The organism is Streptomyces sp. NPDC019890, from assembly GCF_044903445.1.
Classification (GTDB): domain Bacteria; phylum Actinomycetota; class Actinomycetes; order Streptomycetales; family Streptomycetaceae; genus Streptomyces.
This window is the reverse complement of the sequence record NZ_JBJDQK010000001.1, coordinates 1-23,380: the sequence shown is the minus strand read 5'-3', so window position 1 is coordinate 23,380 and position 23,380 is coordinate 1. Positions and strand designations below refer to the sequence as shown.

The 23,380-nt window shown below is 68.9% G+C and carries 21 protein-coding genes; 14 read left to right on the top strand and 7 right to left on the bottom strand.

Annotation, left to right across the window (positions count from 1 at the left end; genetic code table 11):
• Positions 1–45 precede the first annotated feature (45 nt).
• A complete protein-coding gene (locus ACI2LP_RS00105; protein ID WP_404722247.1) occupies positions 46–843 on the bottom strand; it encodes an SDR family NAD(P)-dependent oxidoreductase in 798 nt (265 codons plus the stop codon).
• A gap of 294 nt (positions 844–1,137) precedes the next feature.
• Between ACI2LP_RS00105 and ACI2LP_RS00100 the strand changes: the two genes are divergently transcribed.
• From ACI2LP_RS00100 to asnB, 5 genes are all read left to right on the top strand, one after another.
• A complete protein-coding gene (locus ACI2LP_RS00100) occupies positions 1,138–2,169 on the top strand; it encodes a methyltransferase (RefSeq protein WP_404722246.1) in 1,032 nt (343 codons plus the stop codon).
• 67 nt (positions 2,170–2,236) lie between these two features.
• A complete protein-coding gene (locus ACI2LP_RS00095) occupies positions 2,237–3,439 on the top strand; it encodes a cytochrome P450 (RefSeq protein WP_360884608.1) in 1,203 nt (400 codons plus the stop codon).
• Positions 3,440–3,452: 13 nt separating this feature from the next.
• Positions 3,453–3,695 (top strand): ferredoxin, encoded by a 243-nt coding sequence (locus ACI2LP_RS00090; protein WP_404722245.1) that lies wholly within the window; start codon positions 3,453–3,455, stop codon positions 3,693–3,695.
• Between the two features lie 2 nt (positions 3,696–3,697).
• On the top strand, positions 3,698–4,186 hold the full coding sequence (locus ACI2LP_RS00085; protein ID WP_404722244.1) for a hypothetical protein: 489 nt from the start codon (positions 3,698–3,700) through the stop codon (positions 4,184–4,186).
• Between the two features lie 27 nt (positions 4,187–4,213).
• The gene (gene asnB / locus ACI2LP_RS00080; protein ID WP_404722243.1) at positions 4,214–6,055 is read left to right on the top strand and encodes an asparagine synthase (glutamine-hydrolyzing); all 1,842 of its coding nucleotides are present in this window, start codon (positions 4,214–4,216) and stop codon (positions 6,053–6,055) included.
• A gap of 75 nt (positions 6,056–6,130) precedes the next feature.
• Here asnB and ACI2LP_RS00075 read toward each other — a convergent pair whose 3' ends face one another.
• Positions 6,131–7,330: a cytochrome P450 gene (locus ACI2LP_RS00075; protein WP_404722242.1), complete on the bottom strand. Its 1,200-nt coding sequence runs from the start codon at positions 7,328–7,330 to the stop codon at positions 6,131–6,133.
• Between the two features lie 221 nt (positions 7,331–7,551).
• Between ACI2LP_RS00075 and ACI2LP_RS00070 the strand changes: the two genes are divergently transcribed.
• The 4 genes from ACI2LP_RS00070 to ACI2LP_RS00055 all read left to right on the top strand — a co-directional run bounded on the left by ACI2LP_RS00070 (position 7,552) and on the right by ACI2LP_RS00055 (position 11,880).
• On the top strand, positions 7,552–9,063 hold the full coding sequence (locus ACI2LP_RS00070; RefSeq protein WP_404722241.1) for a peptide MFS transporter: 1,512 nt from the start codon (positions 7,552–7,554) through the stop codon (positions 9,061–9,063).
• Positions 9,064–9,207: 144 nt separating this feature from the next.
• On the top strand, positions 9,208–9,618 hold the full coding sequence (locus tag ACI2LP_RS00065) for a hypothetical protein (protein WP_404722240.1): 411 nt from the start codon (positions 9,208–9,210) through the stop codon (positions 9,616–9,618).
• A 38-nt stretch (positions 9,619–9,656) separates the two neighbouring features.
• The gene (locus ACI2LP_RS00060; protein WP_404722239.1) at positions 9,657–11,342 is read left to right on the top strand and encodes a caspase domain-containing protein; all 1,686 of its coding nucleotides are present in this window, start codon (positions 9,657–9,659) and stop codon (positions 11,340–11,342) included.
• A gap of 115 nt (positions 11,343–11,457) precedes the next feature.
• On the top strand, positions 11,458–11,880 hold the full coding sequence (locus tag ACI2LP_RS00055; protein WP_404722238.1) for a hypothetical protein: 423 nt from the start codon (positions 11,458–11,460) through the stop codon (positions 11,878–11,880).
• A 31-nt stretch (positions 11,881–11,911) separates the two neighbouring features.
• Here ACI2LP_RS00055 and ACI2LP_RS00050 read toward each other — a convergent pair whose 3' ends face one another.
• From ACI2LP_RS00050 to ACI2LP_RS00030, 5 genes are read right to left on the bottom strand one after another with little or no spacing between them, the layout of a single operon-like run.
• Complete coding sequence (locus ACI2LP_RS00050) at positions 11,912–12,604, bottom strand: SDR family NAD(P)-dependent oxidoreductase (RefSeq protein ID WP_404722237.1); 693 nt, start codon at positions 12,602–12,604, stop codon at positions 11,912–11,914.
• Between the two features lie 15 nt (positions 12,605–12,619).
• Positions 12,620–13,474, bottom strand: a complete 855-nt coding sequence (locus tag ACI2LP_RS00045; protein ID WP_404722236.1) for an LLM class flavin-dependent oxidoreductase — start codon at positions 13,472–13,474, stop codon at positions 12,620–12,622.
• Positions 13,474–14,682 (bottom strand): nucleotide disphospho-sugar-binding domain-containing protein, encoded by a 1,209-nt coding sequence (locus ACI2LP_RS00040; RefSeq protein WP_404722235.1) that lies wholly within the window; start codon positions 14,680–14,682, stop codon positions 13,474–13,476. Before ACI2LP_RS00040 ends, ACI2LP_RS00045 begins: the two co-directional genes overlap by 1 nt.
• 33 nt (positions 14,683–14,715) lie before the next feature.
• Positions 14,716–15,744 (bottom strand): LLM class flavin-dependent oxidoreductase, encoded by a 1,029-nt coding sequence (locus tag ACI2LP_RS00035; RefSeq protein ID WP_404722234.1) that lies wholly within the window; start codon positions 15,742–15,744, stop codon positions 14,716–14,718.
• Positions 15,745–15,750: 6 nt separating this feature from the next.
• Positions 15,751–16,779, bottom strand: a complete 1,029-nt coding sequence (locus ACI2LP_RS00030; protein ID WP_404722233.1) for a methyltransferase — start codon at positions 16,777–16,779, stop codon at positions 15,751–15,753.
• 400 nt (positions 16,780–17,179) lie between these two features.
• Between ACI2LP_RS00030 and ACI2LP_RS00025 the strand changes: the two genes are divergently transcribed.
• From ACI2LP_RS00025 to ACI2LP_RS00005, 5 genes are all read left to right on the top strand, one after another.
• Positions 17,180–18,424, top strand: a complete 1,245-nt coding sequence (locus tag ACI2LP_RS00025) for an NAD(P)-binding domain-containing protein (RefSeq protein ID WP_404722232.1) — start codon at positions 17,180–17,182, stop codon at positions 18,422–18,424.
• Entirely contained in the window at positions 18,421–18,864 is a 444-nt protein-coding gene (locus ACI2LP_RS00020) for an SCP2 sterol-binding domain-containing protein (RefSeq protein WP_404722231.1), read from the top strand. Before ACI2LP_RS00025 ends, ACI2LP_RS00020 begins: the two co-directional genes overlap by 4 nt.
• Before the next feature lie 123 nt (positions 18,865–18,987).
• Positions 18,988–20,214 (top strand): methionine adenosyltransferase, encoded by a 1,227-nt coding sequence (gene metK / locus ACI2LP_RS00015; protein ID WP_404722230.1) that lies wholly within the window; start codon positions 18,988–18,990, stop codon positions 20,212–20,214.
• Between the two features lie 36 nt (positions 20,215–20,250).
• Positions 20,251–21,234, top strand: coding sequence for a carbohydrate kinase family protein (locus ACI2LP_RS00010; RefSeq protein ID WP_404723022.1), 984 nt, complete (start codon positions 20,251–20,253; stop codon positions 21,232–21,234).
• Positions 21,231–23,380: homocysteine S-methyltransferase family protein (locus ACI2LP_RS00005; protein ID WP_404722229.1), on the top strand; the 2,150-nt coding region annotated here is incomplete at its 3' end. The genes ACI2LP_RS00010 and ACI2LP_RS00005, both read left to right, overlap by 4 nt.

The window sequence follows — 23,380 nt, the reverse complement described above, 5'->3', positions numbered from 1 at the left end:
GGCACTGTCCAACGGAGCGGTCGTGAACGGCTCGCGCCGCGGTGATCAGTGGCCGCCGTCGACGTTGATCACATTCCCGGTGATGTTTCCGTTGGCCGCGGAGGCCAGGAACAGCACGGTGTTGTTGACGTCGTCGACAGTGGAGAACCGCAGGTGCGGCATGCCCTCGTTGAGCAGGCGCTTGGCCTGTTCGGGAGTGACGTCCGCGATGCGCTCCTTGAGGCTGTCGGGAAGCTTGCCGAGCAGCCCCTCGGTGACCGTGGGCCCGGGGGCCACGACATTGCTGAAGATGTTGTCGGTGAAGAGCTCGGTGGCCAGCGTGCGGCTGAGCCCGTGCAGGGCCGCCTTGCTCGCGGTGTACGCCTCTTCGCCCTTGCGGCCCCGGTGCACGATGCTCGCCGACATGAACACGATGCGGCCCCAACCGCCGGACTTCATCGTGGGCAGCACCGACTGGACCGTGTGGAAGGCGCCCTCAATCTCGGAGCGCAGCAGCGGCAGCCAGGTGTCGGCGGAGATCTCCTCGAAGCCCACGGGCTTCGGGTTCGGTCCGCCGGTCGCCGAGGCGTTGACCACCAGAATGTCGATCGCGCCCCATGTGTCGACCACCTGGCCGACCGCCGAGTCAATGGATTGACGGTCCGTCAGATCAAGCTGGACCGGCAGGGCCTCGCCGCCGGCCTCCTCGATCGACGCCGCCACTTCCTTGGCGGCGTCCGCGCGCCGCAGATAGGTGAGCGCCACCCGGGCACCCTCGCGGCCGAAGGAGCGCGCCAGAGGGCGGCCGATGCCGCCGCTGCCCCCGGTGAGCAGCACGACCTTGCCGGTCAGTCCCAACTCCATGCCATGCTCCGTCTTCCCGGCCGCGGCCGGCTCGGCAACAGGTCCAGCCCCGGCCGTTCCCGGGCACGGAGCTGATTCATGGCTACAGCAGTGCGCTGGAGATCCACTCAAGGATCGGTCGACCCGGCATTGACCCCAAACCGGACCAGCCATGTGCGCGGGTTCTGTCCGGTCTCCAGGTGTCTTCGAGGCGCGGCACCAATAGTGCTCCCGGCTCTCACCGCGCCGTCCCGGCGTAGCGGGAGGCCACGGCGCAGACACGTCTCTCCGTCACACCGGGAAAGGACCTGGCGCATGACAAGCACACCCGAAAAGCAGGGTTCGCTGAGCCTCCAAGACATCGTCGGACTGGGTATGGCCTTCGGAAGCGCCAAGGTCCTTCTGACGGCCACCGAACTCGAGCTCTTCACCAAGCTGAGCGAGACCGGGCCTGCGACCGAGGGGGAGATCCGCGAGCGGCTGGGCCTGCACTCCCGGGGTTCCCGCGAGTTCCTCAACGCGCTGGTCCGCCTCGGGCTCCTGGAGCGCAAGGACGGCAAGTACGGCAACAGCGAGGCGTCCGAAACCCACCTCGTCAAGGGCAAGCGCACCTACGTCGGCCGCTTCCTCGACCGCTCGAACGCCGTCCTGTACCCGGCGTGGGGCGGCTTCACCGAGTCGCTGAAGACCGGTGAGTCGCAGATCGAGGGCCACGGCGACGACAACATGTTCAAGCACCTGTACAAGAGCGAAGAGCAGATGCGCGACTTCGTCGCCATGATGGACGCGCTCAACTGGGCCGTCGGCCCCGAGCTCGCCAAGGAGTTCGACTGGAGCTCCGTCAAGACCGTCACCGACGTCGGCGGCGCGCGCGGCAATCTGCTCGCCACCATCATCGACGCCCACCCGCACCTGACCGGCACCGTCTTCGACCTGCCGACCGTGCGGCCGGCGTACGAGGACCACATCGGCGGACTCGGCCTCAAGGACAAGATCGCCTTCCACGGCGGCGACTTCTTCGCGGACCCGGTTCCCACGGCCGACGTCGTCATCATCGGACACGTCCTGGAGGACTGGTCCCCCGAGCGCCGGCAGCAGCTGATCAAGAGCGCGTTCGCCGGTCTGAAGCCGGGCGGCTTCCTGCTCGTCTACGACCCCATGCTGGACGACGAGCTCAGCCCGCTGAACAACCTGCTGACCAGCCTGACGATGCTCGTGGTCACCCACGGTGGTTCCGAGTACCACGTCGACGACGCCAAGAAGTGGTTCGACGAGGCCGGCTTCGCCGAGGTCACCGCGAAGCTCCTGGCCACCAACGACATCCTCCTGGTCGGCCGCAAGAAGTGAGGGACGCCGCGTTCCGGCCGCCTCACGGCGGCCGCCGCGGCGCTTCGCATACAGAGAAGGGGTAGCGATGTCGATCGACGAAGAACTCCTCACGTTCCCGTTCCCGGCGCCGGAGGGTTTCGAACCCCCGGAGGAGTTCTCCCGCCTGCGCGAGAAGGCTCCGGTGAGCCGGGTGACCCTGCCGACCGGTGACAAGGCGTGGCTGCTGACCCGGTACGCGGACGTGCGCCAGGCGCTGGTCGACCCGCGCCTGAGCCGCGCCGCGGCGGAGGCGCCCGGGGCACCGCGGATGGGCAACACCAGCCCCGGGCCCAAGACCATCCTGGGCATGGACCCGCCCGACCACTCCCGGCTGCGGCGCCTGGTGATGCAGGCCTTCACCGCCCGCCGGGTCGAGTCGCTGCGGCCGCGGATCCAGCAGCTCGCCGACGAGCAGGCCGGCCTGGTGCTGGTCGCGCCGCACCCGGTCGACCTGATGTCGTGCTTCGCGCTCAGCCTGCCGATCAAGGTCATCTTCGAGCTCCTCGGAGTTCCGTACGAGGACTGCGACCGGCTGCACGCCTGGAGCGAGGTCATCTTCAGCCTCGGCGGCCACACCCGGGAGGAGGTCGGCGAGGCCCGCGGCAATATCGTCGGCTATCTGCGGGGCCTGATCGAGGCCCGCCGGCAGGAGCCCACGGACGATCTGCTCGGTGTGCTGGTGCACGCCCGTGACGAGGGACAGTCGCTGTCCGAGGAGGAACTCCTCGACTTCGCGATGATCCTGATGACCGTCGGGCACCAGTCCACGTCCAACTCGCTCGGCATCGCACTGTTCACCCTGCTCCAGCACCCCGAGCAGCTGGAACTGCTCCGGAAGAAGCCGGAGTTGGTGCCCGGCGCGGTCGAGGAACTGCTGCGTCACAACCCCTTCGTCTTCACCGGAACCCAGCTCAGGGTCGCCACCGAGGACGTGGAGATCGGCGGGGTGACCGTCCGCGCGGGTGAGGCGGTCATCGCCGCACTCGGATCGGCCAACCACGACGAAGAGATCTTCGCCGACCCCGACCGGTTCGATGTGGAGCGCACCCCCAACGTCCATCTGTCCTTCGGCTACGGCGTGCACCACTGCCTCGGCGCCCAGCTCGCCCGGCTCGAGATGCAGATCGCCCTGCGGACACTGATCGAGAAACTGCCGGACACCCTCCGGCTCGCCGTGCCCGTGGAGTGGCTGACCTGGAAGACAGGTCTCACCGCCCGTGCGCTGGCGAACCTTCCGGTCACCTGGTGAAGGCGGGCGGACGATGACCACGCAGCCCCCGCCCCAGTGGCGCATCGCGGTGGACCGCGCGTGCAAGCGCAGCGGCATCTGCACCGCGCAGGCCCCGCGCTACTTCACCGTCGACGCCTTGCTGCGCACCCGTCCGGTCGCCGAACTCGTCGACCCGGACAGTGAGTTGATCGAGGTCGTCGAAGCCTGCCCGGCGGAGGCCATTTCCGTCACCGACCAGAGCACCGGTCGGCCCGTCGCACCGAACGAGGAGTAACCATGTCCGGCAGACCGTCGACCACTCGCCGCCGGCTGCTCACAGGCACCGGTGCGGTGACGGCAGCGGGCCTGACGGCCGCCGTCGCCGCACCGGCCGCCGAGGCCTCCGCGCACGCAGGCGCCGGCGGCCCGGCCGGCGTATGGGCGGTCCAGGTGAGCATCGACCAGCGGCCCGGTGAGATCGAGCGCGCGCACTTCTCCTTCGGCAGCGACGGGCAGCTCGTCGTGCAGACCATCAACGCCTCGCACACCGGGCTGGGCGTCTGGCGCAGGGCCGGCGAGAACAGATTCGTCTTCGTACTGCGCCATCTGTGGACCAACGGCCTCGGCGCTTTCCAGTACGAGGTCAGGATCCGGCACGAAGGGAGGCTGACCTCCCCGACGACCTTCGTCTCGGAGGGGTCCGGCACCGCCGTCGACGCGGACGGCAAGGTCCTGCTGACCGTGAAGGCCAAGGTCAGCGGCACACGCTTCGGCATCGACGACTGAACGACCGATCGACTGAGGAGACACTGAATGTGCGGCATCGCCGGGTGGGTGGACTTCACACGTGATCTGCGCCAAGAGGTCGCCGCCGTAAAGGCGATGACCGACACGATGGCACTGCGGGGACCGGACGCGGGTGACGTCTGGATCACCGAGCACGCTGCCCTCGGCCACCGGCGGCTGTCCATCATCGACCTCGAGGGCGGCCGCCAGCCCATGGTGGCCGAGGAGAACGGGCAGGTACTCGCCGGCCTCACCTACAGCGGTGAGGTCTACAACTTCCAGGAGCTGCGGGAGGAACTGGTCGGCCTCGGCCACCGGTTCCGCACCCGCAGCGACACCGAAGTCGTGCTGCGCGCCTATCTGGAGTGGGGCGCGGGCTTCGTCGAACGCCTCAACGGCATGTACGCCTTCGCCATCTGGGACGCGCGCAGCGAGGAACTGCTTCTCGTACGCGACCGGGTGGGCATCAAACCCCTCTACTACCAGCAACTGCCCGGCGGCGGCGTCCTCTTCGGCTCCGAGCCCAAAGCCATCCTCGCCAACCGGCTGGCCAGCCGCACCGTGGACGCCGACGGCCTGCGGGAGATCCTCGCGGGCACCAAGGCACCGGGCGTGGGCGCCATCCGCGACATGCCCGAGCTCACACCCGGATACGTCCTCAAGGTCGGCCGCGGCGGATCGACCCTGAGCAGGTACTGGAAGCTGGAGGCCCACGAGCACGAGGACGACCTCCCGACCACCATCAGTACGGTCCGTGAGCTGCTCGAAGACATCGTCACGCGGCAGATCGTCAGCGATGTGCCGCTGTGCACCATGCTCTCCGGCGGCCTCGACTCCAGCACCCTCACCGCTCTCGCCGCGATCGCCAAGCGGCAGGACGGCAGCGGAAAGGTCCGCTCCTTCGCGGTCGACTTCGCGGGCTACCTCGACAACTTCGAACCCGACCTCACCCACCCGACGCCCGACTCCCCGTACGTCCACGAGGTCGTCGAGCACGTCGGAGCCGACCACAACCACATTGTGCTCGGCAACGACGACATGATCGAGGCGTCGGTGCGACGCGCGGTCGTGCGGGCCATGGACTGGCCGGTCCTCATCGCGGGCCCCGGCAGCATGGACATCTCGCTCTATCTGCTCTTCCGTGCGATCCGCGGACAGTCCACCGTGGCGCTGACGGGGGAGTCGGCCGACGAACTCTTCGGCGGCTACCCGTGGTTCCACCACCCCGAGTACGGCCGGCCCGGCACCCTGCCGTGGACCCTCGCCCACAACCTCGGGCTGCCCGCGCTGTTCGGGCCGCTCTCGGCCCATCTGGACGTGCCCTCCTACCAGGCCGACCAGTACCGCCAGGCCGTCTCGGGCATGCCGAACCTGCCCGGCGAGAGTGGCCGGGACAAGCAGTTCCGCGAATGCACCTACTTCTTCCTCACCCGCTTCATGCGCACCCTGCTGGACCGCAAGGACCGGCTCAGCATGGCGCTCGGCCTGGAGGTGCGGGTGCCGTTCTGCGACCACCGGCTTCAGGAGTACGTCTTCAACGCGCCGCGCGAGTTCAAGACCTTCGACGGCCAGTGGAAGAGCCTGCTGCGTGCGGCGGTCAAGGATCTGCTGCCCGAATCCATCCTGCACCGCCCCAAGACCGGCTACCCGATCTCCAACGACACCGCCTACGACACCTACGTCCAGGAGCAGTTCGGCAAGCTGCTGGCCACCGGCGACGCCCCGGTGCTGCCCCTGCTCAACCCGACGGTCGTCGAGGACGTACGGCGGGACCAGACAGCGGCCGGCAAGCTCACCCGTATCGAGGTCGACATGGCCCTGCACATCAACGAATGGCTGTCCGCGTACGACCTGGCCCTCGACTTCTGAGGCCTCTTTGACGCATACGACGGTGCCCCCGGCCTCTGCTCGAGTCCGGGGGCACCGTCGTATGCGCGCCTGCCGTCACCAGGTCACAGGCAGCGTCTGAGGCCGCTTGAACGCCATGCCCCGCACCCACTCGAGCTCCTCGGCCGGCACCGCGAGCCGCAGCCCCGGCAGCCGGTCGAGCAGTGCGCCCAGCGCCTCCTGCAGTTCGATCCGGCCCAGCTGCGCGCCCAGGCAGTGGTGCAGCCCGTGCCCGAAGGTCAGATGCGGATTGTGCTCGCGGGCGATGTCGACGTCGGCGGCCCGCTCGAAGACCGTCTCGTCGCGGTTCGCCGAGGTGATCGCGGGCAGCACCGCCTCGCCCGCGCGGATCAGCGCGCCGCCCAGCTCCATGTCCTCGGTGGCGATCCGCATCGCGCCGGCGCCGCCGCCCGCCAGCGAGTAGCGGAACAGCTCCTCGACCGTGCTGGGCACCAACTCACGGTCCGCGAGGAGTCGTTCCCACAGATCCGGCTTGCGCAGCAGCGTGATCAGGGCGCCGACTATCTCGCCGGTCGTCGCGTGGTAGCCCGCGACCAGCAGCGTGTGCCCGAAGGCGAGCAGCTCCTCCTCGGAGAGCCGGTCGCCCTCCTCCCGGGCGTCGATCAGCACGGTGAGCAGATCGTCCGCGGGATCGGCCTTCTTCGCCTCGATCAGCTCCGAGAGATAGGTGTTGAGGCTGATGCGCGCCTCCATCACCGCATCGTGCTGCGCGGCGGAGACGCTGAGCATGACGTCGGTCCACTCCCGGAACCGCTCATGGTCGTCGTACGGCACACCGAGCAGCTCACAGATGACCGTGATCGGCAGCGGCTGCGCCAGATGCCCGATCAGATCGGCGGGCGCCCCCTCCCCGGCCATGGATTCGATCAGCCGGTCGGCGGTCTGCCGCACGGCGGGGCGCAGCTGCTCGATCCGTCGCGCCGTGAACGCCTTGGTGACCAGCTTCCGCAGCCGGGTGTGCTCCGGCGGATCCATCACGAAGATGGACTTCGAGCCCTTGGCGACCGGCAGCAGCCGCGGCGCGTCCGGCTCGGTCAGCGCGGCCTTGCTGAACCGGGGGTCCGCGAGCACATGGCGTACGTCCTCGTAACGGGTCACCACCCACGCCCGGTGGCCCGTGGGCAGCGTCAGCGGCGCGACGGGCTCCGACTCGCGCAGCTTCGCGAACTCCGGCGCCGGCTCCAGCGGATCGGGCGCCGGGAGCGGAAAGGTGCGCGGAGGATCCTCAGCGGTCATCGCGTGACTCCTTTGTGGTTCTGGCTGCTTCGATCGGTTGCAGGAGGTCCTGCACGGTGCTTGCCGGGGAGCTTGCAGGGGGCGGACGCACTGCGTCAGGCGGATCGTGACAGCCCCCCTTCGACCCGCGATGGAGCCCGGCTCGATGCGGGCGGCGGCATCGAGTCCGCTTCAAGCAAGCCCTGTCAGCCTGCGCGTACATACGCGTATGAGGAGGACGGATGACTACGGATGCCACGGCTCCGGTGGCCGACAAGCAGGAGCCGCAGCCGCCCCGCCCGTCGAAGAGCCGACGCACCTTCCTCGGCTGGCCCCGCTGGTTCATCACCCTGTTCGGCACCGACATGTGGGAGCGCTTCAGCTTCTACGGCATGGCCGCGCTGCTCTTCCTGTACGCCTCCGAGCCGAAGGCGGACGGCGGCCTCGGCCTCGGCAACAGCACCGCGGCAGCCCTGTTCGGGGTCTATCTCTCCACCGTCTTCATGGCCTCGCTGCCCGGCGGCTGGATCGGCGACCGGATCCTCGGCGCCCGCAGGGCCGTACTGTACGGCGGCATCACCATCGCGCTCGGCCACTGCTTCATGGCGGTGCCGACCGTGCCGACGTTCTACGGCGGCCTCGGGCTGCTGGCCGTGGGCACCGGCCTGCTGAAGCCGAACCTGGCCAGCATGCTCGCCGCCTTCTATCCGCGCGACGCGCATGCCGAGCGGGACGCGGGCTTCTCCATCTTCTATATGAGCATCCAGATCAGCGCGGTGGTCGCACCGCTGGTGACCGGGGGGCTCGGCGAACTGGTCAACTGGCACCTGGGCTTCGGCGTCGCGGCGCTCGGCATGGCGATCGGCGTCCTGCAGTACGTCCGCGGCAGCGCACACTTCGGGGACGTGGGCAATGAGCCGACCCGCCGGGCCGGTGCGGCGGAGCGCCGACGGGTACTGCGCGGCGCGCTGGTGATCCTCGCGGCCGTGGGCCTGATCCTCGGCGCGGACGCGGTCGCGGGCACCCTGAAGCTGCGTCATGTGCTGATGCTGGCCGGGCTGTTCGCGATCGGGTCGACCATCGCCTGCTTCACCTATCTGCTGCGCAGCCGTGAGGTGACGGCCGAGGAACGCGGGCGCGTGAAGGCGTACATCTGGGTCTTCCTGGCGGCCGCGATCTTCTGGATGATCTTCGTGCAGGGCGGCTCGGTCTTCAGTCTCTTCGCCAAGGCGTCGACCGACCGCACGATCGGTGACTTCACCATTCCCGCGAGCTGGTTCCAGTCCGCCGTACCGCTGTTCATGATCGCGGTGGCGCCGGTCTTCGCCCGGCTCTGGGTGCGCCTCGGGGACCGCGTCGGCGCCCCCGCGAAGCTCGCCTGCGGGCTCGGCTTCATGGGTTCGAGCCTGGTCGTGATGGCACTGGCCACTGTCGCGGCCTCGGGCGGTGAGGACGTCTCGCCGCTGTGGCTGCTGGTCGCCTATCTGCTGCAGGCCTGTGGTGAGATGTCGTTCGCCCCGGTGGGGATGAGCGTGACGACCAAGGTCGCTCCGGCGACGTTCATCAGCCAGATGATCGGCGTCTTCTGGCTGGCAGCGGCGCTGGGCGCGGGGGTCGGCGGCCAGGCGGTGCGCTTCTCGGAGGACAACCTGCCGGGGCCGGGGTACTTCCTGGTGATGGCGGGGCTGGCCGCCGTGGTGGGCACGGCGTTGGGGCTGGCGTCGGGCCGCCTGCGCCGTGGACTGGGCGTGTAGGACGCTCAACAGATTGAGCTCTCCTCTTGTGGTCGAACGGCTGCGGAGGGTGAACCGCTGGTGGGATCATCGGTTCGTTGCAGGACGCGCACCGGTGGGTGGCCGATGCCGCACGAGTTCGTAGAAGGCTGGTGAGGGGACGCGATGGTTGAAGTACGCGTCGCGGTGGACGGGGACAGCGCTGCTGGTGAGTCGCTGTGGGACTGGTTGCGTCAGGAGCCGTCGCTGCGCGGGCGTGTCCGCCACGTCAGCCTGCCGCCTCAACCGGGGACGATGGGGTCGGTCAGCGAGCTGGTCGTCGAAGGGGTTGTCACTGGCACCATCAGCACCTTCGCCGGACTGCTGGGCCAGTCACTGTCCGTCTGGCTCAGCCAACGGCTCTCTCACGGCGACGCGCACACGGCAGTCGAGATCACCACGGCTGACGGTCGAAGTGTGATCGTGACGACGGAGAGGGCGGCCGAGGTCGAACAACTGGTGCGACTCGCGCTTGAGGGTTCGACAGCGCCAAGCGCCACGCCATCCGCTTCAGCAGGGGACGTCCAGGGCGGATAGTTGTGCGCCTACCTGATTCACAACGGTCATATGCGCTCTTGATCGGCACCAGTAACTACGGGTCTTCTCAGCTGGTCGATCTACCCGCCGTCCGAAACAACCTCGATGACCTGGCTGCAGTCCTTACAGACCCTGCCCTGGGCGGAATCTCTCCCGGACGCTGCGTCGTGATCCCTGATCCGGCCGATGCGCGTACGGTCTACCGGACGCTGCGTCGTTATGCGACTGCCGCCGAGGACACCATCCTCGTCTACTTCGCCGGCCACGGCCAGACCGGGCCGCGCAATGAGCTCTACCTGGGCCTGGCCGACACCGACCCCGACGAACTCAGGGTCAGCGCCCTTGCATTCGACCTTGTCCGGGAGGTGCTCGCCGACTGCCCCGCTGCCAACCGCGTCGTCATCCTCGACTGCTGCTTCAGCGGCCGGGCCATCCAGGACATGGGTGGAGATGCGGAGACGATTCTCGGACAGGTGGGCATCGAGGGGACCTACGTCCTCGCCTCGGCTCCAGTCAATGCCGTGGCACTCGCACCCATCGGGGCGACGCATACCGCTTTCACCGGCGAGCTCCTCAACCTCCTCAGAACCGGGGTCCCTGACGGCCCAGAGTTTCTCACCTACGGCGAGATCTACCGCAAACTCCTGCACGCCACCACGACCCGCGGTCTCCCAACACCCAGGCAACGCGGTACCGGGACCGTCGACCTGCTCGCCCTTTGTCGAAACAGTGCGGTCGCAACTGTGGAGGCGGTTATCCGTCCGGCCACCTCCCCCGAGCAGCCAGTGGTGCCACATGCACCGGCGTACCCTCCACGGCCTCGCGTGCCACCAGTCCGGCCTCGGCCGACCTCGTTGGCCGACACCGAGCCTCCTCAGGGGGAACCGAGACTTCTGCGGAGTGCCGGCCGGATCGCCCTGCTGGCGATGTTGATCTACGGTCTCAGCGCGATATGTGATCCGATTCTCATGATCGCAGACGGTTTTTCCCTGGTAACGAGCCGCGCGCAAATGACGACTAGTCCTGGGCCAACTGTGGGTGACTTCGCGGGGCCCGTGTTCAATATCCTGGTCGGCGCAGTCGTGTGGCGGCGTACTCGATTGCCCAACCCGCGGGCATGGACGGGTGCCGGTGTGCTGCTGGGGTACGGACTGGTAAACGCGGTGGGTATTCCCTATGCTGTCACGGAAAATGTGTACGCGTCCCACCGTTTCAGCTTCGAGTGGATGCCGCAGGTCATCATTTCCGGCAGGATTCTCTTGTGCATCGCCGTAGTTGCCGCCGCTGTGGCAGTAACTCGGATGCGCCCACAACCAAAAGCGACTCGTCCGGTGCGGCTGCGTCTGGCCGCCGGTATCGCTACCTTGGCGCTGGCCGGTGCAGGCATCGACATGGTGGCCAGGATGGGTTCCGGCAACGCCTCGGGATCCCTCCTTTTCATGTGGGTGTCCACCGGGGTTCTCGCGGTTTTGCTGCCTGTGGCTGGGCTTTTCGTTCGGCCCGTCAGGCTGGCGGCGGGACTTTTTGGTGGCTGGCTGGTCTCCGCTCTGTCCATCGGAATCTATTTCGTGTCCACCTGGGGTCTGAACCCCGACGCACGCGCCAATTACGTGCTGTTCGGTGTTATCAACCTTGGGCTTTTCATCGCCTCGTGGATGTATCTGAGAAGAGCGTCAACCGTGGACCCGCAGAGTGCGGCGGCTGCAGAAGTAGGCGCCCGCTGAGCCGCAGGAAAAAGCAGCATCGTGCTGTCATCCGGGCCAGGAAGACCGCCCTGGTTGGAGCGCGAATGGCAAGGTCATGAGGTGACATCATCTGCCCGAAGGGGGCGTGCTTCCGATGCGCGATGCCCAACCCAGCGGGCTCACCCTGCGTTTCGCGCCGGAGGTGCGAGCCGGAGTTCTCCAAGGGCATGCCGTGATCGTGGCGGGGCCCCCGGCTGATCTCGATCCAGCGTCCGGTGTCGTCCTGCGGTTGCGCCTGTTCTGCGCCCGGATCACCTCCATGCGACGTCGCACCGCCTCCTCGGACGATCGGCTGGAGGACGTCACCCCCCTGGTGCAGACGGAGCAACCGCGCATCGTCCACTGTCCGTTGGACATGCGGCCTGCCGCCGGCGCCCTGGAGTTCCACCTCAGCTGGGCAATCGACGCGCCGAACGCGGGATTCGGAGCCGACGAGGACGCCCAACTGCGGCAGCATGTCACTGCCGCCCGCCTCCGACACCTCGCACACCAGCGCCGCACGCCGGGCAGCACCTGACACTCGTCGTGACGCAGAGGATCGGCTCGGCTCACCAGCCGACAACCGCCCCGCTGCGGAAGAACACCCCGCTCGGCGCCCCGTCCGGCAGCGTCGCCGCGTACGCGATGTCCCCCGCCGCGTCCTCGGCGGACCGCTCCGCCTCGGGACGCATCCGGGTGCGGACCAGGCCGGGGTTCACCGCGTTCACCAGCACACCCGTGTCCGCCGTCTCCTTGGCAAGCAGCACGGTCACCGCGTTGAGCGCGGCCTTGGAAACCGAGTACGCCGGCGCCTGCGGGAAGAGCCCGTTGGTGAAGGAGCCCGTACCGCTGGAGACCATCACGACACGTCCCCAGCCGTGCTCCACCATCCCGGGCAGAAAGGCCTGGGAAACCCGCCAGGAGCCCAGCACGTTCACCGAGAGCGTGGCTTCCACCAGCGAGAGGGGCACGCCGGACGGCACATCCCCGCGGTCCAGGAAGGTCCCCGCGTTGTTCACCAGGACATCGACACGCCCCACCCGCTCGGCCGCGCTCTTGACCGAGGCGTCGTCCGACACATCGAGGACGACGGCCGCCGCACCCTCGCCGAGCGATTGCGCGGCGGCCGTCACCGCCTCCTCGTCGCGTCCGCCGAGCACCACCCGAAACCCCCGGGCGTGCAGCAGGGTGCTGACCGCGAGGCCGAGCCCCCGATTGGCGCCCGTCACAAGCGCCGTACGGGAGCGGAGTACCGGTGTCATTCGTCGTCAGCTCCTTCAGAGCACCGCGTCGGCGAGAAGTTCCAGCTGGCCGGTGTCGCTGCCGCAGGGCATGAAGACGATCTCGTCGCAGCCCGCCTCCTCGTACTCCTTCACCGCCCGCCGCAGCCGGTCCGCGTCGGTGAACGCCATGCCCACGATCGACTCGGCACGCCCGCTGAAGGCGTAGTAGTCCAGCAGATACTCCTTCGCCCGGTCGGCGGCAGCCGTACCCAGCGAGAAGTAGAGCAGTGTCACCAGATGCGGACGGTCCATCCGGCCGGCCTGCTCCCACGCTGCCTTCACACGCACGGTGTTGGCCCGGTAGCCGGAGGGGGAACTGCCGCCGGCGATCCAGCCGCGGCCGTACTGCGCCGCGCGCCGGAAAGCCGCGTCGGACGTGCCGCCGATGAGCACCGGCGGCAGCGTCGTCGGCGTCGGGCCGACCGGACGGTCCAGGCCCAGGCCGTCGCCGCCCCAGATCCGGCGCAGATCCACCAGGAGGGAGTCGAGCACAGGACCGCGCGCGGAGTGCGGAACGCCCGACACCTCGAAGTCGTCCTCGCGGTTGCCCGCCGCCACCCCCAGTGTCAGCCGCCCCCCGGAGAGGCGGTCGAGCGAGGCCAGCTGCTTGGCCAGCAGAGGGGTGTTGTTGCGGTACGGCGGGGTCAGCACGGTCGTCGCCAGCTTGATCCGGTCGGTCACCGCGGCCGCCGCCGCGAGCGCGATCAGCGGCTCGTAGTTGTCGTACACCAGGCGGTCGAGCACGCCGAGCGTCGAGAAGCCGAACTGCTCGGCCTGACGCGCCCAGTCGATGATCTCCTCCCGGCGGGCGCCGGGGACGGTGGAGGGGAGTCCCACACCGATCAGCATCAGCGGCCTCCTTCGGCCGGGTCGGTGGCCGGGCCCGCTGCCGCGAGCCCGGTAAGGACGTCGACGATGTGGGCGGGCGCCGGACGCTGCTGGATCTCGTGGCGCACTTCCTGCGCGGCCTTGCGGTACGCGGGCTCCTGAAGCAGTTCGAGCACCGCCGTACGGATCTGCTCCGGCTCGGCCTCGTCCTTGGCTAGGCTCAGCCCCGCCCCGGTGGTCGTGAACCGCTGGGCGTTGAAGGTGTGGTCGATGAGCTGGGGAACCACCAGCTGGGGCAGCCCGGCGGCGAGCGAAGTGAGGATCGTGCCCGCGCCGCCGTGGGCCACCACCGCATCGCAGTGCGGCAGTACGGCGTGCAGCGGCACCGATTCCAGCACCTTCACCCGCTCGGGCACCGCACCCAGCAGATGGCGCTGCTCCCGGGTGACCGCGACCACGATCCCGACGTCGAGCGAGTCGAGCGCGGCGACGATCCGCGGCGCGAGATACATCTCCCCGTCCAGCCGTCCGACCGTGGTGCCCCAGGTCACGCAGACGCGCGGCCTGCGGCGCTCGACCGGGGGCAGCGGCACGGGCAGCGACCCGGAGCCGTTGTACGGCACCGGGCGGACCGGCTGCCGCGTGATCGGCCGCGACGCCTCGACCGCCGGCACCTGCATGGCTGCCGGGCAGAGATCGAGGGTCAGGCTGCCCAGCAGATCGACGCCGTCCAGGCCGAAACGCTCGCAGAGGGGGGCCATGACTTCGCGCTCCAGCTCCACGGCCCCCGCACGGTGCATCAGATCCGCACCCCACGGAAAACGCACGGACGGAATGCCGAGCACCTTCGCCGCCAACGGCCCGGCGTACGCGGTGGGTTCGAAAACGATGAGGTCCGGCCGCCAGGCGCGGCCGTACTCGACCAGGTCGTCCGCCATCGCCGACGCCAGATCGGCAAAGAGGGACACCGCCCGCGGCCCCTTGGCCCGTGTCGGCCGGCCGGCCGACACGGGCGCCCGCCCGGGTATGTAGTCGCGGATCCGGGCCACCGCGTCGACTCTGTCGTCCCCGACCGCCACGGCGGGCACCCCGGACGCGGCGATCGTCGCGCTCAGCGAGGGCGCACTGGCCGCCCGCACCTCATGACCGGCCGCCCGCAGCGCCCAGGCCAGCGGCACCATCTGGTAGTAGTGGGTCGGCCATGCCCAGCTCGTGAACAGCACCCGCATGTGTCGCTCGCCCCTTCCGGTGCGTTGCTCTCGTCAGTCGCCGAGACCTGCCTGCCGGTGGGCCTCGGCCGCCGCGCGCACCAGGGACAACTGGCCCTCCAGCGTGGGCGCGTACGGCGAGATCCCGAGGGTGGTGACGCCCGCGGTGGCGAAGTCGGACATCCGGCGGGCGATCCGCGCGGGCGGCCCCAACAGCGAGGTGCTGTCGATGAACTCGACCGGCACGGCCGCGGCGGCACCGCGCGCGTCCCCGGCCGTGAACCGCTCCTGGACCTCGTCGGCGGCCTTCTCATGGCCCATCCGCACGGCCAGCCGGTAGTAGAAGTTGCTGTCCTTGTCGCCCAGGCTCATAAAGCGGGCGACATAGTGGCTGATGGCCTCGGCCGCGGACCGTACGTCCGAGCCGACCGCCATCGGGGCGGACACGAAGGCGTCGAATCCGTCCAAGTCCCGCCCTGCCCGCTGACGTCCCGTACGCAGTTCGATCAGGGCTTCCTTGGCGAGCTCGGGGGAGCAGAACACCCCCACCCAGCCGTCCGCGATCTCACCGGTCAGCTGCAGGCTGCGCGGGCCGACCGCGGCCAGATACACCGGCAGCCGCGGATGCGCGGGCTCGGTGGTGAGCCGAAACGCGCCGCCGTTGCCGCCCGGCATCGGCAGCGCGAAGTGCTTGCCGGCGTAGGTGACTTCGTCCCGCGCCAGCGTGCGCCGCACGATCTCCACGTACTCCCTCGTGCGGGCGAGCGGCTTGGCGAACGGCGTACCGTGCCAGCCCTCCGTCACATGGGAGTTGGAGATCCCGAGCCCGAGCCGGAACCGGCCCCCGGACAGACCGTCCAGCGTCGCCGCGGTCAGCGCCATGCTCACCGGGGTGCGGGCCGGGATCTGGATGACCGTGGAGAGCAGACCGATACGGCTGGTCCGCGCGGCCACCCAGCCCAGCACCGAGACCGCGTCCGAGCGGAACCCCTCGGGCGCCGCGGCGACGTCGAAGCCGAGCCGTTCGGCCTCCTGCGCCGTCTCCGCGCAGCCCTGGGGGACGAGATTGATCCCGAGTCGCATCGCGTGTCACTCGTCCTTGTAGGCGATGACGAGCGAGTCGGTGTTGCTCAGCACCTTGGACTCGGTGCGCGAGAAGCCGGCCGCGCGCATCCACGCGGCACAGTCGGCCGTGCTGTACTCCGAGCCGGTGTGGGTGACCAGCAGCATGTCCAGGCTGATCAGCAGGTTGACCAGATCGGTCGGCTGGTCGGCGACCATGCGGTCGTACACCAGCAGCGCGCCACCGGGACGCACCGCCTGGTACGCCTTGGCGATCAGGCCCTGGCGCTCCTCGGCGTTCCAGTTGTGCAGGACGTGCCCCATGATCAGCACATCGCCCTCGGGCAGTTGGTCGACGAAGAAGTTGCCGCCGACGAAGCTGATGCGGTCCCTGGTGCCCAGCTTCTCCATGTGCTCGTCGAAGGCCCAGCCCATGTGCGGCAGATCGAAGACGGTCGCCTTCGGCTTCGGGTGCGCCTCGAGAAGCAGCGCGGACAGATTGCCGCGGGCGCCGCCGACGTCGACGAAGGTCTCGTACGCCGAGAAGTCGAACGCGGCTGCGAGCCTCGGGGCGACCAGGCTGTTGAGCGAGTCCATCATGGCCAGGAACTGGCGCAGATGGTCGGGGTCGTCGCCCATCTGCCCGACGATGTCCCCTTCCTTGCCCTTGACCTGGGGCTCTCCGGTCTGAAGTGCCGCGGTGAGGTTCTCCCACGCCGGGTACAGCATCGAGTTGGCGCGCTCCAGGAACCCGCCCGCGTAGCTGCGCTTGTTGCGGTCGAGGAACTTGTCGGCGGCCGGGCTGTTGCGGTAGCGGCCGTCCTCCAGCTCGACAAGACCCAGGGTGACCAGCGCGGCGATGAAGTCGTCCGAGCCGCGCGGGTGCAGACCTGCCGAGGAGGCCAGTTCGTCCTTGGTGGCGGGTCCGGCGGCGAGGGCGGAGAAGAGGTCCAGTTCAAGCGCGCTCAGCAGGATCTTGGCCGTGCAGAAGGCGGTGCCGATCCGGATCAGCGCCTCAGGGCTGGATGTGTCCGTGAGGGAAGCGTGAGTCGTCACAGACGAACTCCTTTCTCGGTTACCGGACGGGCGGGGTCGTGGCGTGCCCGGGCCATGTTTTGGCACCGGCCTCGAAGTCCTCTTGAGCGGGGATCGGCCGTGCCCCTCGCGCGGGCCGGAGCAGCCCTCGATCGGGCATTGAGCGGCGGCGGAGACCGTGGCGCTCAGGGCCTGTCTTTCGGGTCAGGCCGGATCAGTGAGCGGGGTCTGGTGCGTGCAGATGCAAGGCGGAGGATGGAGCCCACGCGGAGCGTAGGCGACTGACGACAACGCAGCTGGGGGTACCTCCCGCGCCCGAAGGGCTACGGGGGAGGGCGTGCCAGGGCACGCGAGCCCGGCAAGATCCGGAAGACAGGCCCTTCATCGTGCTCAAGGGACCTTGCGCTTGGAGGCAGACATCATGGCCGGCAATCCACCGTTCCGCGTGATCCTGCGGATGGAGATCCTCCCGGGCGTGCAGGAGGAGTTCGAGAAGGTCTGGTGGGAGGTGGCCTCGGTCATCGCCAGGCAGCCCGCCAACCGAGGACAGACGCTGGTGCGCTCGGTCGAGGAGGAGCGCGTCTACTACGTCATCACCGACTGGCAGGACGAGCCCACCTTCCGCGCCTTCGAGCTCAGCGAGGCGCATGTGGAGCACCGGCGCAGGCTTCAGCCGTACCGCAGCGGCGGCCATATGACCGTGACGCAGACGGTGTACGACCTGCCGCCGGCGCCGCCCGCCGCCGAAGTACCGGCACAGCGGACGACGGCCCCCGCCGGGGAACGGGTGGCGTTCATCGGCCTCGGCAACATGGGCGCCGGGATGGCGCACAGCCTCATCGACTCCGGGCGGGCACTCACCGTCTTCAACCGCACCGTCGCCAAGACCACGCCGCTGGCCCAGGCGGGCGCCACGGTTGCGGCGAGCGCGGCCGAAGCGGCGGCGGGAGCGTCCGTCGTCGTGCTCAGCCTGAGCGACGAACCGGCCGTCGAAGACGTGCTGTTCGGGCAGATCGTGCCCGTACTCGCCCCCGGCGCCGTCGTCGTCGACACCTCCACCGTCTCCCCGGCCTATGCGAAGGAGTCCGCCGCCAGGCTGTCGGCCGCCGGGCTGCGCCGGGTCGAGGCCTGTGTCGTCGGCAACCCGTTCCAGGCCCGCGAGGGCAAGCTGCGCGTGTACACCAGCGGCGAGCAGGCGGACATCGACGAGGTCCGCCCGCTGCTCGACACCATCGGCAGCGAGGTCGTCCACCTCGGCGCGCCGGGCACTGCGGCCACCATCAAGCTCATCTTCAATCTGCTGCTGGGCGCCCAGGTCGCCTCGCTCGCCGAAGCCGTCGCCTACGGAGTGGAGGCGGGACTCGACCGGGACAGCCTCCTCGGCGCCATCGCAGGCAGCGGATTCAGCTCCATCGTGATGAGGTTCCGCGCCGAGCTGATGCGCAGGTCCAGCTACGAGCCCGCCTTCTTCCGCTCCACGCTGATGGAGAAGGACCTGCGCCTGGCCATCGAGGACGCGGCTCTGGCCGGAGTGGGCCTGCCCGTACTCGACACGGTGCGGGAGAGCTTCGCGGCCGCGGTGGCTGCGGGCGACGGCGACAAGGACGCCTCCGTACTCATCGAGCACACCGCCCCCGCCACCAAGGGGAAGGGGAGCCGGCCGTGACCGACGACGATGCACGGCACCTGCGGCTGAGGGACATCGCCGAGGTCGCGGAGGCATCCGGTGAACTCGTCGGCGAACTCCCTCTCCACGACGACGACCGGATGCTCGACCTGGTGTTCGTCTGGTTCCGTGCCTGCTTCCGCCCCGAACGCACCAGAGGCCGGGGCGGCATCTTCCACTACGAGGTCAACACCCCCTCAGGGGTGCGGCACCGTTATGTCACCGTCACCGACGGCCACTGCACATCGGCCCGCGACGCCGGCACTCCGAACGCGACCATCGGGGTGGACATGCAGGACCTTCTCGCCCTGGCCACCGGGGAGTTGAAGGGCACGGACGCCTTCATCAGCGGACGGCTCAAGATCTCCGGCGACGTCTTCTTCGCGATGAACTGGATCGAGTGGTTCGGATCCCGCAGCGCCCAGAAGACCGCCGAATAGCTTCGTTTAGCCGCCTTCGAGCCCCCTTGCAGGGACGGAGCGCAGCCTGACCGCAGTGCGGCACCTGCGACACCCATGGACAGCACGTCAACGCGGCTACCACGCCCGGCATTTGGAGGATTCGTGTCCCTTCGCCTGTTCACCTCGGAGTCAGTGACCGAGGGCCACCCCGACAAGATCGCTGACCAGATCAGCGACGCGGTCCTCGACGCGCTGCTGGCGCAGGACCCGAAGTCGCGCGTCGCCGTCGAAACGCTGATCACCACCGGCCAGGTCCACCTGGCCGGAGAGGTCACCACCAATGCGTACGCCGACATCCAGAGCCTGGTCCGGGAGACCGTGCTCAAGATCGGCTACGACTCGTCGGCGAAGGGATTCGACGGCGCCTCCTGCGGCGTCTCGGTCTCCATCGGTGCCCAGTCGCCCGACATCGCCCAGGGCGTCAACACCGCCTACGAGAAGCGCGTCGAGGGGTCCGCCGCAGGTGAAGGAGGTGACGCGCTGAGCGAGCAGGGCGCAGGCGACCAGGGCCTGATGTTCGGCTACGCCTCCGACGAGACGCCCGAGCTGATGCCCCTGCCGATCACGCTCGCCCACCGCCTCGCCAAGCGTCTCACCGAGGTCCGCAAGAACGGCACCGTCCCCTATCTGCGGCCCGACGGCAAGACCCAGGTCACCATCGAGTACGACGGCGACGCAGCCGTCCGTCTCGACACCGTGGTCGTCTCCTCGCAGCACGCGCCCGGCATCGACCTGGACTCGCTGCTGATCCCGGACATCCGCGACTGCGTCGTACGCCCCGTGCTCCAGGAGCTCATCGAGGACGGCGTGCAGCTGCGCACCGAGGGCTACCGGCTGCTGGTCAATCCGACCGGCCGGTTCGAGATCGGCGGCCCGGTCGGTGACGCCGGCCTGACCGGCCGCAAGATCATCATCGACACCTACGGCGGCATGTCCCGCCACGGCGGCGGCGCCTTCTCCGGCAAGGACCCGTCCAAGGTGGACCGCAGTGCCGCCTACGCGATGCGCTGGGTCGCCAAGAACGTGGTCGCCGCCGGTCTCGCACACCGCTGCGAGGTCCAGGTCGCCTACGCGATCGGCAAGGCGGAGCCGGTCGGTCTCTTCGTGGAGACCTTCGGCACCGAGACGGTGCCCGTGCCGGACATCCAGCGGGCCATCGACCAGGTCTTCGACCTGCGCCCGGCGGCGATCATCCGCGACCTCGACCTGCTGCGTCCCATCTACGCCCAAACCGCCGCGTACGGCCACTTCGGCCGCGACCTCCCCGACTTCACCTGGGAGTCCACCGACCGTGCGGAGAAGCTGCGCCAGGCAGCCATCGCCGACTGAGCCAAACCGAGCCACACGAGCCAAGGAGCAGTGACCGTGCGCATAGCCGTAACTGGTTCGATCGCAACGGACCACCTGATGGTCTTTCCCGGCCGGTTCACCGAGCAGCTGATCGCCGGCAGCCTCGACAAGGTCTCGCTCTCCTTCCTCGTCGAAGAGCTGGACATCCGGCGCGGGGGCGTCGCCGCGAACATCGCCTTCGGCCTCGGACGGCTGGGCATCGGCCCCTATCTCGTCGGAGCGGTGGGCGCGGACTTCGCCGACTACCAGATCTGGCTCAAGGAGAACGGCGTCGACACCGACTCGGTGCACATCAGCGAGACGCTGCACACCGCGCGCTTCGTGTGCACGACCGATGCCGACAACAACCAGATCGGCTCCTTCTACCCCGGAGCCATGAGCGAAGCCCGCACCATCGAGCTGGCCCCGGTGCGGGAACGGGCCGGCGGTCTTGACCTGGTGGTGATCTCGCCCAACGACCCCGGTGCGATGATCCGCCACACCCGTGAGTGCAACAGCCTGGGACTGGCCTTCGCCGCCGACCCGTCCCAGCAACTCGCCTTCCTGCAACGCGACGATGTGCGCGAACTGCTCGCCCATCCCGCATATCTGTTCACCAATGAGTACGAGAGCGTGCTCATCCAGGAGAAGACGGGCTGGACCGAACAGCAGATCCTGGGCCGGGTCGGCACCTGGGTCACCACCCGGGGCGCGGACGGCGTCCACATCGCACGCGCCGGGCTGCGGCCCGTCGAGGTTTCGGCGGTGCCACCGAACGGCACCCTCGAGCCGACCGGTGCCGGCGACGCCTTCCGGGCAGGCTTCCTCGCGGCGACCGCCTGGGGCCTGGGTCTTCAGAGCGCGGCCCATCTGGGCAGCGCACTGGCCACGACTGTGCTGGAGACCACGGGACCGCAGCCGGCCGAGCTCAACGGCGGCGAGCTGCTGGCCCGCATCCGTGGCACCTACGGAGAAGAAGCCGCCGCCGAGCTGGCTCCGCACGTGGCGGCACTGGGATGAGCGGGACCCGTGCCGACGCCCTGCGCGAGGCCTTTGCCACCCGTGTGGTGGTGGCGGACGGGGCAATGGGAACCATGCTCCAGGCGCAGGATCCGTCGATGGAGGACTTCGAGAATCTCGAAGGCTGCAACGAGATCCTGAATGTGACGCGTCCGGACATCGTGCGCGCGGTCCACGAGGCCTATTTCGAGGTCGGCGTGGACTGCGTCGAGACGAACACGTTCGGCGCGAACTTCGCGGCGCTGGGTGAGTACGACATTCCGGAGCGGGTGTACGAGCTGTCCGAGTCCGGGGCGCGGATCGCGCGTGAGGTCGCCGACGAGTTCACCGCGTCGACCGGGCAGCAGCGCTGGGTGCTGGGTTCCATGGGGCCTGGTACCAAGCTGCCGACCCTGGGCCACGCCCCGTACGTCACGCTGCGCGACGCCTATCAGCAGAACGCCGAGGGCATGATCGCGGGCGGCGCGGATGCGCTCCTGGTGGAGACGACCCAGGATCTGCTGCAGACCAAGGCGGCGATCCTGGGCGCCCGCCGGGCCCTGGACCGCTCGGGAGCGAACCTTCCGCTGCTGTGCTCGGTGACGGTCGAGACGACGGGGACGATGCTGCTGGGCTCGGAGATCGGCGCGGCACTGACCGCGCTGGAGCCGCTGGGCATCGACATGATCGGGCTGAACTGCGCGACCGGCCCGGCGGAAATGAATGAACACCTGCGCTACCTGGCCCGCCATGCGCGGACCAGGGTGTCGGCCATGCCCAACGCCGGCCTCCCGGTGCTGGGCAAGGACGGCGCCCACTACCCGCTCAGCCCCGTCGAACTGGCTGATGCCCATGAGGCGTTCGTACGCGAGCACGGTCTGTCGCTGGTCGGCGGCTGCTGCGGCACGACGCCGGAGCATTTGCGCCAGGTCGTGGAGCGTGTACGCGATCTGACGCCGACCGAGCGCGAGCCGCGTCCGGAGCCCGGTGCGGCGTCGCTGTATCAGACGGTGCCGTTCCGCCAGGACACGTCGTATCTCGCGATCGGTGAGCGGACGAACGCGAACGGGTCGAAGAAGTTCCGTGAGGCCATGCTGGACGGCCGCTGGGACGACTGTGTGGAGATGGCCCGGGACCAGATCCGCGAGGGCGCGCATCTGCTGGATCTCTGTGTGGACTATGTCGGCCGGGACGGTGTGGCGGACATGGCGGAGCTGGCCGGCCGGTTCGCCACTGCGTCGACTCTGCCGATCGTGCTGGATTCCACCGAAGTCGACGTCATCCGGGCCGGGTTGGAGAAGCTCGGCGGCCGCGCCGTCATCAACTCCGTGAACTACGAGGACGGGGATGGCCCCGAGTCGCGGTTCGCGAAGGTGACCGCCCTGGCCCGTGAGCACGGGGCCGCGCTGATGGCGCTGACGATCGACGAGGAGGGCCAGGCCCGTACGGTCGAGAACAAGGTCGCCATCGCCGAGCGGATCATCGACGATCTGACCGGCAACTGGGGCGTGTTGGAGTCCGACATCCTCATCGACACGCTGACCTTCACGATCTGCACCGGCCAGGAGGAGTCCCGCAAGGACGGCATCAACACCATTGAGGCCATACGTGAGTTGAAGCGGCGGCATCCCGATGTGCAGACCACGCTGGGCCTGTCGAACATCTCCTTCGGCCTGAACCCGGCCGCGCGGATCGTGTTGAACTCCGTGTTCCTGGACGAGTGTGTGAAGGCCGGTCTGGACTCGGCGATCGTGCACGCCTCCAAGATCCTGCCGATCGCCCGGCTGGAGGAGGAGCATGTCCAGGTCGCTCTCGATCTGATCCACGACCGGCGTGCCGAAGGCTATGACCCGCTCCAGAAGTTCCTCGAACTCTTCGAGGGCGTCGACACCAAGTCGATGAAGGCGGGCAAGGCCGAGGAACTCCTCGCCCTGCCGCTCGACGGGCGCCTCAAGCGCCGCATCATCGACGGCGAGAAGAACGGCCTCGAACAGGATCTGGACGAAGCCCTGACCACACGTCCCGCTCTGGAGATCGTCAACGACACCCTGCTGGAGGGCATGAAGGTCGTGGGTGAGCTGTTCGGTTCGGGGCAGATGCAGCTGCCGTTCGTGCTTCAGTCCGCCGAGGTCATGAAGAACGCGGTGGCCTATCTCGAACCGCACAT

Excerpts from the sequence above, each read along its gene's own strand:
- ACI2LP_RS00095 (WP_360884608.1), top strand. The coding sequence starts at position 2,237 with ATGTCGATCGACGAAGAACTCCTCACGTTCCCGTTCCCGGCGCCGGAG.
- asnB (WP_404722243.1), top strand. The coding sequence starts at position 4,214 with ATGTGCGGCATCGCCGGGTGGGTGGACTTCACACGTGATCTGCGCCAA.
- ACI2LP_RS00100 (WP_404722246.1), top strand. The coding sequence starts at position 1,138 with ATGACAAGCACACCCGAAAAGCAGGGTTCGCTGAGCCTCCAAGACATC.
- ACI2LP_RS00045 (WP_404722236.1), bottom strand. The coding sequence starts at position 13,474 with ATGCTGATCGGTGTGGGACTCCCCTCCACCGTCCCCGGCGCCCGCCGG.
- ACI2LP_RS00065 (WP_404722240.1), top strand. The coding sequence starts at position 9,208 with ATGGTTGAAGTACGCGTCGCGGTGGACGGGGACAGCGCTGCTGGTGAG.
- ACI2LP_RS00035 (WP_404722234.1), bottom strand. The coding sequence starts at position 15,744 with ATGCGACTCGGGATCAATCTCGTCCCCCAGGGCTGCGCGGAGACGGCG.
- ACI2LP_RS00085 (WP_404722244.1), top strand. The coding sequence starts at position 3,698 with ATGTCCGGCAGACCGTCGACCACTCGCCGCCGGCTGCTCACAGGCACC.
- ACI2LP_RS00075 (WP_404722242.1), bottom strand. The coding sequence starts at position 7,330 with ATGACCGCTGAGGATCCTCCGCGCACCTTTCCGCTCCCGGCGCCCGAT.
- ACI2LP_RS00105 (WP_404722247.1), bottom strand. The coding sequence starts at position 843 with ATGGAGTTGGGACTGACCGGCAAGGTCGTGCTGCTCACCGGGGGCAGC.
- ACI2LP_RS00055 (WP_404722238.1), top strand. The coding sequence starts at position 11,458 with ATGCGCGATGCCCAACCCAGCGGGCTCACCCTGCGTTTCGCGCCGGAG.
- ACI2LP_RS00040 (WP_404722235.1), bottom strand. The coding sequence starts at position 14,682 with ATGCGGGTGCTGTTCACGAGCTGGGCATGGCCGACCCACTACTACCAG.
- ACI2LP_RS00070 (WP_404722241.1), top strand. The coding sequence starts at position 7,552 with ATGACTACGGATGCCACGGCTCCGGTGGCCGACAAGCAGGAGCCGCAG.
- ACI2LP_RS00090 (WP_404722245.1), top strand. The coding sequence starts at position 3,453 with ATGACCACGCAGCCCCCGCCCCAGTGGCGCATCGCGGTGGACCGCGCG.
- ACI2LP_RS00050 (WP_404722237.1), bottom strand. The coding sequence starts at position 12,604 with ATGACACCGGTACTCCGCTCCCGTACGGCGCTTGTGACGGGCGCCAAT.
- ACI2LP_RS00025 (WP_404722232.1), top strand. The coding sequence starts at position 17,180 with ATGGCCGGCAATCCACCGTTCCGCGTGATCCTGCGGATGGAGATCCTC.